The organism is Mariprofundus sp. KV, assembly GCF_013387475.1.
Lineage (GTDB): Bacteria > Pseudomonadota > Zetaproteobacteria > Mariprofundales > Mariprofundaceae > Mariprofundus.
On record NZ_VWNB01000002.1, the window covers coordinates 204,540 to 217,659 of the forward strand.

Annotated in this window: 6 protein-coding genes; 2 read left to right on the forward strand and 4 right to left on the reverse strand. The window is 49.8% G+C overall.

The window, feature by feature from the left end:
* Positions 1–12 precede the first annotated feature (12 nt).
* From F3F93_RS02655 to F3F93_RS02665, 3 genes are all read right to left on the reverse strand, one after another.
* Entirely contained in the window at positions 13–2,031 is a 2,019-nt protein-coding gene (locus tag F3F93_RS02655; protein WP_176957603.1) for a response regulator, read from the reverse strand.
* Entirely contained in the window at positions 2,024–7,558 is a 5,535-nt protein-coding gene (locus F3F93_RS02660) for a transporter substrate-binding domain-containing protein (RefSeq protein ID WP_176957604.1), read from the reverse strand. Before F3F93_RS02660 ends, F3F93_RS02655 begins: the two co-directional genes overlap by 8 nt.
* A gap of 769 nt (positions 7,559–8,327) precedes the next feature.
* Positions 8,328–9,743 carry a ribulose-bisphosphate carboxylase gene (locus F3F93_RS02665; protein ID WP_176957605.1) on the reverse strand — a complete coding sequence of 472 codons (1,416 nt, stop codon included), beginning with the start codon at positions 9,741–9,743 and terminating at the stop codon, positions 8,328–8,330.
* A gap of 172 nt (positions 9,744–9,915) precedes the next feature.
* Between F3F93_RS02665 and F3F93_RS02670 the strand changes: the two genes are divergently transcribed.
* Together F3F93_RS02670 and F3F93_RS02675 are read left to right on the forward strand one after the other, a co-directional pair.
* On the forward strand, positions 9,916–10,854 hold the full coding sequence (locus F3F93_RS02670) for a LysR substrate-binding domain-containing protein (protein ID WP_176957606.1): 939 nt from the start codon (positions 9,916–9,918) through the stop codon (positions 10,852–10,854).
* A complete protein-coding gene (locus F3F93_RS02675) occupies positions 10,851–11,261 on the forward strand; it encodes a hypothetical protein (RefSeq protein WP_176957607.1) in 411 nt (136 codons plus the stop codon). Before F3F93_RS02670 ends, F3F93_RS02675 begins: the two co-directional genes overlap by 4 nt.
* Positions 11,262–11,266: 5 nt before the next feature.
* On the opposite strand, the gene F3F93_RS02680 is transcribed toward F3F93_RS02675, so the two are convergent.
* Positions 11,267–13,021: a Na/Pi symporter gene (locus tag F3F93_RS02680; RefSeq protein WP_241696908.1), complete on the reverse strand. Its 1,755-nt coding sequence runs from the start codon at positions 13,019–13,021 to the stop codon at positions 11,267–11,269.
* Positions 13,022–13,120 lie beyond the last annotated feature (99 nt).

Genomic DNA, 13,120 nt, shown 5'->3' on the forward strand with positions numbered 1-13,120 from the left:
AACAGGTCGACTCTATGGCAAATCCAGCTGCTCCCTAACAATTCGACTCAAATAACTGATGGGACAGGGTTTATTAATCACCACTTCGCGACTGCGATCCAGCTGTGATGTCAAAGCACCTTTGGAGTCATATCCAGTCAGATAGATCACCTTTACCCTGGGATCGATCTCTCGCATCTTTCTTACAGCCGCAGGCCCGCTCATCACCGGCATTACCACATCCATAAATACCAGATCGACTTTGCCGGGATTGGCAGCAAAACAGTCAACAGCCTCCCTGCCATCGCTGGCAACAAGCACCTGATAACCCAGACTTGTCAGAATAGCACTGTTTGTTGTTCGCAAATGCATATCATCATCAACCAGCAGAATTATTTCACCCCTGCCCTTGTGAATATTATCATCTTCGTGATCAGCATGGCTTACAGCCCCCTCCTCTAAAGGCAGATAGACCCTGAACCGGCTGCCTTCTCCCTCTACGCTCTCAACCTCAAGAACACCACCATGATCCCTGACAGAGCCATAAACCATCGCCAGACCCAATCCCGTTCCTTTGCCAACCTCTTTGGTACTAAAAAACGGATCAAACAACTTTGGCAGGTTCTCATCAGGAATTCCCTCACCACTATCCTGAACCTCAATCACCGCGAAATGTTCACCTTTTATCTCCGGATGCCGCTCTCTAAAAGCAGCATCAACCTCAAATTTCTCCAGACTTACAATAATCTCAGGAGCCTCACTGCCGTGCAGGGCATCACGAGCATTATTCACCAGATTAAACAGGATCTGTTGCAACTGGGTGGAGTTGGCGTTAACTAAGAGCTCACCACAATTGATTCTGGTGGTGAACCGGATATTCTCCTCCAACGCTCTGCCTACCAGTTTGTTGGCCTCCTTAAAGAATGGCACAAGCGAGAATATTTTTTTGTTCACCTCCTCCTGACGGGCAAACGTGAGCAGTTGTTTGATCATATCAGCCGCACGAAAGCCAAGCTCATCAGCAGATTCAAGCGATTTATTTACCATTTCAGAATCATCTGATGAGTTTTTAGCCAGATAGATCGAGCCCAGCATGGCGGCCAGAATATTATTGAAATCGTGGGCGATACCGCCGACCAGCGTGCCGAGCGCCTCCATCTTCTGCGCCTGGCGAAAATTCTTCTCACTCTCGGTCAACTCTGCCGTCCTCAGTTTTACCAGATCCTCAAGATGGAGGCGGTATTGCCTTAACTCCAGATGCGTCCGAACTCTGGCGTGCACCTCATCAATATCGAATGGCTTAGTGATATAGTCAGCGCCACCAATGGCAAAACCACGCACCTTTTCAATGGGTTCATCCAGAACACTAAGAAATATAATGGGAATACTGCGCCCCTTCTCATCTGCCCTGATACGCTGACACACCTCATATCCATCCATGCCGGGCATCTTGATATCCAGAAGAATCAGGTCGGGAGCATTGGCACTGTTAACGACCTCTATCGCTCTCGCGCCACTCTCAGCCACCATAACGCGATACTCATCTGACAAGGCACTGACCAGTCCATGTACATTTTCCGGCATATCATCAACCACCAGAATTCCCGGAGAGGTTTGTGGCATCTGCTCCTCATCGATTCCAAACACCAATGGCGTTCTGCGATAGTGTTTCAGTTCAAGCTGCGTGAGCACTCGCCTTTTAAGCAGATCGGCATTCACAGGCTTGGTGATATAGTCAACAGCTCCCAGATTCAATCCTCTGGCCTCATCCGTAGCCTCTGACAGCGCCGTGACAAAAATAACCGGAATCATGGCCGTAGCAGGGTCACTCTTGAGCCTCTTGAGCACCTCATAGCCATCCATGCCCGGCATTTTGATATCCAGCAGGATCAGATCGGGTTGCGGCTCGTTGGCTGCCAGCGCCAACGCTCTCTCACCACTGGTTGCCACAAGGAGGGAGTAGTGATCACGCAATATATTCATCATGGCATGCAGATTTTCAGCCACATCATCAACAATCAGTAGCCTGTATTTTTTATTGCCCTCACCCATCTCCAACCCCCTTACTACTGACCAGCTCACCTTCACCAATTTGCTCGAGCAATCTGTCGAGCTGATTCAGCACATCATCGATCTCAAACAACTCCATGCCAGCGCTCATCTCAGACACGGCTTGCTCTACGACCGTTCCGGTGACTCCTGCACGAATTTTACCCAGCAGGTCTTCTGCAGCACCCACATCACGTTTCAGCAGGACTTTCAATGCTGCAAGCTTGGCCAGCAACTCTTCCCGGCCCAACTCCTCTGCTGCCAGCGGCTGTACAGATGCTGAAATGGTCAATCCATCAATCTCATGCATCGCCTGCTGAAGCAGCACTCGCATACCTTCAAACTGCTCAGGCAAAGGCATTACACCCTCTTTGAGCAACATATCTATACTGGTTGCACTATCAAACAGCGCATCCGCCCCGAGCGCGCCAAATACACCCTTGATAGCATGGCAATAATCTTCGGCAGCCTGCATCCCCTTGCTGTTGATCAGCAGCTGCAATTCATCTACGGCATCGGGATAACGATCGCGGAAGCGGTGCAACTGCTTGCGGTAGGCTTGCGCTTTACCACCGATGCGGCGGATTCCCGCTACGGCATCAAAATGCATAAGGGCCATCAGATCGGCAGGGTAGTCGGTGAGTTCTGCATCAACAGCACTTTCCGCAGTGGCCGATTTAGCTTTATCTGTCACCGGCAACCATTTGCTTAACGCCTGAGTCAATCGCTCCGGCGAGACCGGCTTGGTGATGTGGTCATTCATGCCTGCTTGCAGGCACTTCTCAGCATCTTTCACCATCGCCATGGCGGTCATTGCGATAATAGGCAGATCAGCAAAACGCTTCTCCCCCAACGCATCTGCCAGCGCGCGGATTTTTCGTGTTGCCTCTAACCCATCCATGACCGGCATCTGGATATCCATCAAAACACCGTCGTAGGTACGCTGCTGCACCATCGCCAGCGCCTCTTTGCCATTGACCGCTTCATCAACAGTCACATGCATACTCTGCATCAGTTCTCTGGCAAATTCGCGATTGATATCGTTATCTTCAACCAGTAGCAGATGAGCCCCTGAAAAGCTAAGAGAGTCCATAGAGAGGTTCTCTCTCACGTCATGCCTGCTGTCAGTGAAGATCCGGCCCCGCCCCAATACGGAGAGCGTTGTATCCAGCAGGGTGGATGGTGACACCGGTTTAAGGAGGAATCCATCCACACCAGCCTGCGCAGCCAGACTCATTACCTCTTCACGGCCGAATGAGGTTACCATGACCACTTTCGGCTGAGGTTGAATATTGCTATCGGCATGAATGCGCCTGGTCACCTCATCACCGTTCATGCCGGGCATTCGCCAATCCATCAACACCATATCGAATGGCCTCTCGCCACTCTGCTGCAGCATCTCAATGGCAGCCGCGCCAGTATGAACACTTTGGGTATCGATATGGAAAAACCGTAACATCTCACCAAGAATTTCACACGAGGTCTCATTATCATCGACCACCAGTGCGCGCACCCCTTTGAGCAGAGGCCCAGCCTGTTCGGCCAACGCATGTTGATGCACCTGCGCCTTACGGGAGAGATCAAGTTTCACCGTAAAGCAGAAGGTACTCCCCTCTCCGGGCACCGAATCTTCAACCCAGATTCGTCCCCCCATCAACTCGACCAGCAACTTGCTGATCGCCAGACCAAGGCCTGTTCCACCAAACTGGCGGGTGGTGCTGTCATCGGCCTGGGTGAATTTCTGGAATATCAGTTCTTGCATCCCTGCGGCCATGCCGATGCCTGTATCGCGAACTGTAACCTGAAGTGTCATACCTTTCTTGCTTCTCTTCAGGCAATGGAATGAGAGCTCCACTTCACCCGCTTCTGTAAACTTGATGGCATTACTGCACAAATTCAGCAGCACCTGCCCCAGACGCAGTGGATCACCCACCAGCGTAATGGGGATATTGGCATCATAGCGAATGAGAAACTCAACCCCCTTCTGCTCAGCCTGAAAACCGATGGCATCGGTTAACTGCTCAATCACGCTATCGAGAGAAAATTCAATCGACTCAACATCCAGCTTGCCCGCCTCAATTTTGGAGAAATCAAGAATATCGTTGATAATGGAGAGCAGTGAGTTGGCTGCCCCCTGAGCCTTGGTAAGATAATTATGCAGAGCCGGAGGCATCTCGGACCTGAGGGCAAGATAGAGCATGCCCAGTACGGCATTCATGGGCGTACGCAACTCATGCGACATATTGGCCAGAAAATCTGCTTTTGCTCGCGTTGCCTCTTCAGCCTGCTCTCTGGCTTGCTCCATCTCCAGCATAATTTCACGCTCTCTGGAGATATCCTCAACAACCATCACAACACCTTTGCTAAGATCATCATGATCAAGCGCGTGAATGCCCGAACGGGCCCAGAAGCGACTGCCATCCTTTCGCACAGCCCACCGCTCGCAGCGATGGGTCTCATTCATGCCTAATTTCTCATACACCTCACGATCAATTCGTGCATAGATCTCATCATCCTCATACCACATGCGGGTGGAGTGCCCCACCTGCTCCCCCGCTTCGTAACCATACATCTCATCCATGCGTCGGTTACAACTGATGATGACCCTGTTGTTAATCATCGCAATACCGGCGCTGGCTGAATCAAAGATAGCATGCATCTGCATATTGGCCTGCTCAATCTTCACTCTGGATGCTTCCATCTCCTGCATGATTGCCCGTTCTCTGCTGATATCCTCAACGATGGCAACAGAGCCTTTGCTCAGGTCATGATGATCAATAGCATGAATGCTCGCTCTGGCCCAGAAGCGACTTCCATCCTTGCGCACCGCCAGTGTCTCACCGACATGGGTCTCATTACGGGAAATGTGTTCATACGCCTCTCTTCCAACCTTTTCATAGGTCTCATCATCGGTGTACCAGATGCGCGTAGACTGCCCTATCTGCTCACCAGATTCGCAGCCATACATCTCATCCATGCGACGATTACAACTGGTGATCATTCTCTCTTTAATCATCACGATGCCAGCACTGGCTGAATCGAAGATGGCATGCATCTGCATATTGGCCTGTTCAAGTTTTTCTTTGGCCTCTTCGGCCTCATCGCGAGCAGACTGTGCCAGACGTTTCTGTTGGTTTATCTTATAGTTCCAGATCAACACAGCCAGAATAATCAGTACAAAGGCCAACACCAGCTTCCAGACCAGCGCATAGTCAGTGACGGCTTCATATTTGACGTTGACCCATTTCTCGGAAATCTGTTTTCGCTCTGCCTTGCTGATGGTAGCCAGTCCTTTGTTAATCATGCTGGTCAATTCCGGCCAATCCTTCCTGACTGCAAAATGGAGGTTTCCAGGCTCATGCGAAAGCGCACCGGCAACCTTGAGGTTGGTCAGATTCATTTTTCGAATCCAGTACATCGCCGATGCCAGATTACCCACAATCACGTCATTTTTTCCCGAGGATACGGAGAGAATCGTCTCCTGCAGCGTCGGGAATATTTCCGGAACAATGGAAGAATGATCGCGCAGGTAGCCTTCGTGCGAGCTATTAGCCTGCACAGCAACCCGCTTATCTTCGAGATCGCTTAAATCCACGACAAAGGGCGCATCCGAACGGGTAATAGCTACCCGGTAGTATTGAATATATGCATCGGAGTAATCAAAAAACTTTTGACGCTCCTGGGTCAGGCCGATACAGGGCAAGGCGTCTAAATCACCGGCCTTGGCCTTTGCCACGGCCTCTTTCCACCCGCTTTGATGAGCAATCACCATATTCGTTCCGAGACGCTCATTAAGCAACTTGATATAATCGGAAACCATGCCGCTATATTGGCCAGCCTCATCAACAAATTCGAACGGGATAAATTCAGGGTCAATGCCCAGTCGAATGATGGGATGGTTCTTTATGAATGCCTTTTCATCATTGCTGAGTTGAATGGTTTTATCTTCGCTCTGATCAGGTTTTATCCAGCTATGCACTATCTGTTGATGGCGCGGGTAGGAGATGGCGGCCAAAGCCTTTTGCAGAATCGAAACCCATTCAGGCCAGTCATCACGCACGCCCATAGCAAGCCCTTTGGCATCAATATCGGTAAACCCTGACACTTTAAGAGAGACCATACTGAACTCTCTTATTTTATAGGCCATGGAGCCTACATCAGCCACCATCGCCACAGCATTGCCCTGGACAACAGCTTTAAGCCCGTCAAGTACGGTGTCAACATAGTAGGGTTGTATATCTGGCCCTGCCTGCAACACAAGCTCTGTAAAGGCATACCCCTTTACCAGGGCGACCTGTTTTCCTGCCAGGTCCTTTAACGTCTGGAATCGGTTCTCACCCTCCTGGGTAACAATGGCAACCTGATATTGAATATAAGGATCGGTGAATGTGAGAAAAGCTTGTCGTTCTGGTGTTGGTGTTGCTGCAGCCAGCATATCAATTTTTTTATCTCTGGCGTCAGATAGCACCTGCGTCCAGCTGAGATCAGGAACAACCTCAAATGTCACCCCCAGAAGTTTCGCAAGCACGGTGAGGTAATCGCTTGAAATGCCGACATGATTATTTTGTGCATCGACGAATTCATACGGTGCAAAATCCGGATCAACACCAACCCGAATAACCGGGTGATTTTTTATAAACGCTTTTTCACTGTCGCTGAGTTGAATGGTCTGATCTTCTACCTCAACAGGCCTTATCCAGTTTTCTAATATCTGCTGATGCCGATACTCAGGTATAGCGCTCAATGCTTTATCTAAAATACCAGTCAATTCAGACCAGTCATCGCGCACCCCCATGGAAAAACCCTGAACGGGTATCTCTACAAAGCCGGAAAGGCGCAAGGGAGTCAGGCCAAATTCCCTGATTTTGTAACTCATGGTGCCCGCGTCGGCCACCATTGCCACAGCCTTCCCGTCCAACACTGCGTTCAAACCCTCAATCACCGTGGCTACATAATAGGGTTGAATCTCTGGCTGGCGTTCAAGCACCTGCTTACTGGCCGCATAATCCTGAACCAATGCCACTTTCTTTCCTGCCAGATCGGCAAGCGTCTGTGCAGAAGCAACAGTTGTGGGCGATGATACAATGGCCAACTGATAGCGAATGTAAGGGGTTGTGAAGGAGAGATAATTGCCACGTTCCGGTGAGGCCGTAACAAGTGGTAATAAATCAATCTGTTTATCTTTTGCCCGGTTCAGAACCTCTGACCAGCTTAGATTCGTTGCAACCTCAAATTTAATACCCAAAACCTTCGACATCTCTTTGAGATAGTCACTGGATATGCCGCTGTGTGTATTGTACTGATTAATAAATTCATAAGGGGGAAAATCAGCATCTAAACCCACCCTTATCACGGGGTGTTGCGCAAGCCATGCACGCTGCTTCTGATTCAGCTCTATCAGATTACTCTCTGCTGCTGCATCTTTTACCATCTGGCCACTCACTTCGGCCAGCGTGACGCTTGCTGCTATGGAGATCAGCGTAAGCATGTACAACGTCTTCAGAGCTGATTTCAATACGCCATTATTCAAGGTTATATTCTCTCTGCACGCTGCTCAGCATCCCACACCAACATAAAAACCATAAAATAGATCAACCTACTAACGTCATAAGCTACGATATTAGAAGCACTCCCCATCAACAACTCCCACGGGTCACAAAAAAAGAAGGATGACTACGTTACTGTAGTTGAAAACTGTCAAAAACTCTAGAACAGGCAAAAAAAAGGTTCTTCGCGGAAGTCCGGGAAAACAGTCTTAGTAAATCAAAACTGGAGGCGTATCCTCTCCTGCTATAATGGTAGATTTATCTGTTCATTTCTTTTCCAGAAAAGAAACGAACCAAAGAAAGCCCGGCAATCTGCTTCTCCCTGCGTATTTATCGTTCAATGGGGCGAAACTATTTTCGCCTCTTTCCATTGAACAATAAATACTCCGGCGCATCTTGGAGCGGGATTAAAAGGCAACTCAATCTTGCGGCTGGAACAGTGTCGTTTGATCCCCCGTTAGCAGGCTGCCGAGACAAATATTCAAAATCGGAGAAGAGCGGCGGAGCCGCGGCCGATTTTTAATATGCAGGATCGGGAACCCGAAGGGCTGGCTGGTTCCGGGTGGCTTTCTTTCGTTCTTTCTTTGCCATCAAAGAAAGGACAAGTGAATATATATTCACTTACATTGCCTTTGGTTTGAATGAAGCAACTCAGTTCCTATGAGGATCATTCCCGTAATTGCGCGATGAACCAAAAAAAAGGCCCCCGCTTGCGCGGAGGCCTTTTCATTTTTTCGACTGTGAGGTCGGAGCTTACTTATGAGCGCCGATTTTCTCACGCCAGTCAGCGCCGTAGATCTTGTCAGCGTCGGCTGGGAATGAGTCGAATGCACGTGCGAACTCGTTATGAGTCTTGGCGTATTCGATTGGATCAGTACCATCTTTCCAGCACTCGTATGCCTGGCTAAGAGACTTAGCACCAGCAGCAGGGCTGTCGATATGGCCGAATGAACCACCACCACAAGTGTTGATGACGTTGCCGTGACCAAGGTTCTCGAAGAAACCTGGCAGACGCAGTGCGTTCATACCACCTGAGATGATTGGAGCAGTTGGCTTCATGCCATACCACTTCTGGTTGAAGTAGTGACCCATGCACTCGTCACGCTCAAGCATGTATGCCAGAACAGTCTCATTGCCGTGGCCTTCCATCTTACCGTAGCCCATGGTACCAGTGTGGATACCTGAAGCACCTGAGAGACGAGAGATCTTCATGTAGCAAAGTGGATCCATGCCCATTGGCGACTTATAAGAAGTCAGAGCGCCATGACCGGCACGGTGGAAGTGCAGGAAGGTATCTGGGAATGCACGACGTGCAGTGGTAACACCAGCAGGACCTGTTACGAATCCATCAATCAGGAATGCAACATGCTTTTCGTTGCCGTACTTGGCGAAAGACTCAAGAATGAAGTCACCACGTTTGATGCACTCTGTATGCCAGTCAGCTGTTGCATTAGCAGAGAAGATCTTGGCCTGGCCAGTCTCCTGCTGAACGCGATCCATGGTCTCAGCAACCATAGGAATAACAGTTTCCATTGGGCAGAACGGCTGGTTAGCCTGAGGCTCATCATTCTTGATGAAGTCGCCGCCAAGCCAGAACTGGTAACATGCCTTAACAAAAGGCTCAGGACGCAGGCCCAATTTAGGTTTGATGATAGTACCGGAGATGTAACCACCGTCTACTTCAGGACGGCCCAGAACTTTCCACATATCAGAAATACCGGTACTTGGACCATCAAATTTCTTGATCATTACTTCTGGAACCATGAAGTCGAGCATACGCAGACCATTATGGTCACCCATGCCCTGATTATTACCCAGAATCAGAGACCACATATGAGAAACATTGAAGTGACCATCAGTCAGGTTCGGATCGAACAGATCAACAGGGTAAGCGATCTTCATCAGGCCGCCACCCTTCACAGGATGATCACCAAATGCGGTTTCGTCTACTTCATATACCAGTGCGTCAACACCACGGGTGAAATCATCAGTGGTAGACACTTCTACGTTGGTACCTGTTGAAGATTCAGCAGCAACGTGTGCAGCTACTTCCAGAAAGCCATAACCTGGGGCTGGAATAAGTTTATAAGCAACAAGCAGATGCTTGCCACCTGCAATCAGATCTTCTTCTTTAAGACTAAGATCGGCGTAACGATTCGATTGATCCATTAGAGTGTACCCTCCAAATTTATTTATAAAACAAGGAGGCTATAAGACCCCCTCCTTCGCGGTAGAGCACTTTAGTCCTCTTTGGCGACGATGTGAAGTATAGAATCGGGTTCCATAATGTAAAATCAAAGGTTATAATGCGCATCATAAATTTTACTTATAGGTGGACTTTGTGAATATTACCCTCAAGCAGCTGAAGATTCTCGAAGCGGTCGTCGAACACAACAGTTACACCGATGCCGCCAAAGCACTGTTCATGACTCAACCGGCGGTCTCCATGCAGATTAAACAGATGGAGCTGCAGATCGACCTGCCGCTATTTGAGAGAGATGGCAAGCAGGTAACGCTGACCGAAGCAGGCAGTGAACTGCTACACTATGCCCGCAATATCCGCCAGCAACTGGATGAAGCAGAGCTGATGCTGGAAGAGCTCAAAGGACTCAAACGCGGCAAACTTCACCTGACCATGGCCTCTACCGCCAACTATTTTGCCCCGCAACTGATTGCAGCATTTCATCACGACTATCCCGGCGCACAGGTCACGCTGGATGTAACCAACAGAAGTGGCCTGCTTGCTTCTCTCGATAATAACACCACCGACATGGTGATCATGGGCAAACCACCCAAGGGGCACAATGTTACCGCCATCCGCTTTATGGATAATCCACTGGTTGTTATTGCTGCGCCGACGCACCCGCTGGCCAAACAGAAGAAGGTGATTCCACTGCGGGATCTGGCTGATGAGCCGTTTATTGTCCGTGAACGCGCCTCCGGCACACGTATGGCTGCCGAAAAGTTTTTTGCAGTACATGAGATGCAACTGAAGACCGGCATGGAGATGAACCGATCTGAAGCGATCAAGCAGGCTGTAATGGCAGAACTCGGACTCGGCATTGTCTCTCTGCACACCATAGAGATGGAGCTGGCACTGAAAAGGGTTGTGGTTCTAAAAATCGAAGATTTCCCGATTATGCGCCAGTGGCACATCGTCTACCGTAAAGGCAAACGTTTTGCCGCTATTCCGGAAGCATTTAAAAATTATGTGCTTGAACATGCCGAAGCATTGATCAATATCGTGCCCCTAGAGATCAATCATAAGGATACCCCATGAAAAACAGTCTGCAGGCCACTCTTGAGTTCGACTTTCGCGGTGAGCGATTCACCCCCAGTATCAGCGTTGACCTGGATCAACTCATCATCAGAGGTGGCCATCTGGACAACCTCTACGACATGCTGGCCGCATCGATTGGCCTGGACTCCTACAGTTATGAGTACGATGTCCTGGTGATGCAGGAGATCACCTATTCAGCCCCCACAGGACTTGCCTGCGAATTCGTCAGCGATGGCAAATTCGATTTTGACAACTTCGCCCTGCAATGGGCACAACAACAGATTATTGAATCGATTCGACCGATTGCCGAAAAGCATCTGAAGATATCGGACCTCTCACAGCATAAAGAACTTCAAGCCGCCCTCATCGAGTGCTATCAGGCAGGGCAGAAAAACCCGTCCAAATAGCTGCTTCAGTTTTTTTCTGAATACTCAGACTCTACCGGCAGGGCATCCTCTACTACCTCATCCCGAGTGAGTTCGCTGACATCCGCCTGCTCAGCGGCCTGCTCCTGCTCCGTTTCAACACCATATTCCGGTTTAGCGTCATCCACAGACTGCTGTGAAAACAGCTGCAGCGTAGCCTGCCCTTTGACACAGTGGCTTGCCTGCCGCTCAATATTTTTCATCAATTCAATCAATGAAACCATATGTCTGGCGGTCAGTTTACCCGTAGCACCGGCACGCAGCAGCTGTGCCTTGATGGCATTGTAGTTGTTTTCAAGTGCCGCTATAGCGGCACTCTCCCGAGCTAAAGACTCCTCACTGGAGGGTGACTGCCTGACATCCTCCAGAATCGCAATGGCCTGACGACGCATATCCGCCAAAGCCTCTTCCAACTCCTGAAATACTCCTGTCACCTCTTTACTCTGAAGCTGATCGATCTCCTCAGCCATCTCAGCCACATCTATAAAGTAGCGCATCGATGCCAATGCCATAGGCAGAGCATCTGCAATCTCTTCAGGCAGCCCCTGACTACGCAACTTGGAACAGAACAGACCTACAGCATCCGAGAGCTTATGCAGCACCTCCAGATCGACCTTCAGACGGGGACTTAGACTCGCTTCGGTATTGATCGCATCCTCAGCCATGCGAATCGCTATCGCCTGAATACGCTGCAACTCCTTAACCAGCGCCTCATGAGCCAGCTGTGGTGTTCCGATCAGCGTATTATCAAGAAATTTCGGCTGTGCCTCATCCTCTTCTGCCGCCACAAACAAGCGCTTGAGAAACTTCACCAATCTGCCGGTAAATGGCCAGAGCAGCAGCACGCCCATAAGATTAAAGGTGGTGTGAAACAGAGCCAGGAAGGTTGCTGGCCCCCCGTCCATGCCGCTGAACGCCTGAAACCAGTTGATACCAAATAGCAGTAGCGGCAGCAGCAGCAGTGCAGCCACACCGGTAATCACATTGAAGATCACATGGCCTGCCGCCATCCGGCGCGCATTGGGCGTTGCACCGATCGCCGCAATCACAGCTGTTGAGGTTGTCCCCACATTGGCACCAATCACCATGCAGGCAGCAGATGCGATGGTAATCACGCCACCGGCAGCCGCGGTCAGGGTAATGGCAATCGCCGCACTCGATGACTGCATCATCAGCGTCATCACAAATCCGACAGCGATAAAGATAATCAGGCTTAGCAGCCCCCCCTCTTCAATAGCTTCAAGCGAGATGACACCTTCAAGACCCTCAAACCCTGCTTTCATCATATCAATACCGAGGAAAAACAGGCCAAAACCGGCTATCACCTTGCCGATAGCGGCATAACGACCATTCTGAATCAGCAGGGTCATCAACATACCGACACCGATTGCAGGCAGGGCAAAGGCTTTCAGATTGACATGGAAGCCGATAATCGCCACCAGCCAGCCGGTCATGGTGGTACCAAGATTACTACCATATGCGACACGAATGGCATGCTTGAGTTTGAGAAGGCCTGCATTCACAAAACCAATTGTTGCCACTGTGACTGCACTGGAGGACTGTACAAGCGAGGTGATCAGAGCACCGGACAACACACCGCGCAGCGGTGTACTGGTGGAGCTTCTGAGGATGCGCTGCAGAGATTTACCCGCTGATAGCTTCAGACCATCGGTCATCAACTCCATACCAAGCAGGAAAAGTCCAACGCCACCAGCCAATCCGGTAATAATCTGCCAGCTCAATAGGCACCTCTAAACACCCTTAACGGGCTTTAACCTCCCTATAATAGCACGACACAGATAGAAATGTGTAGCATTAACTATTTTTTCTATATGCCCATT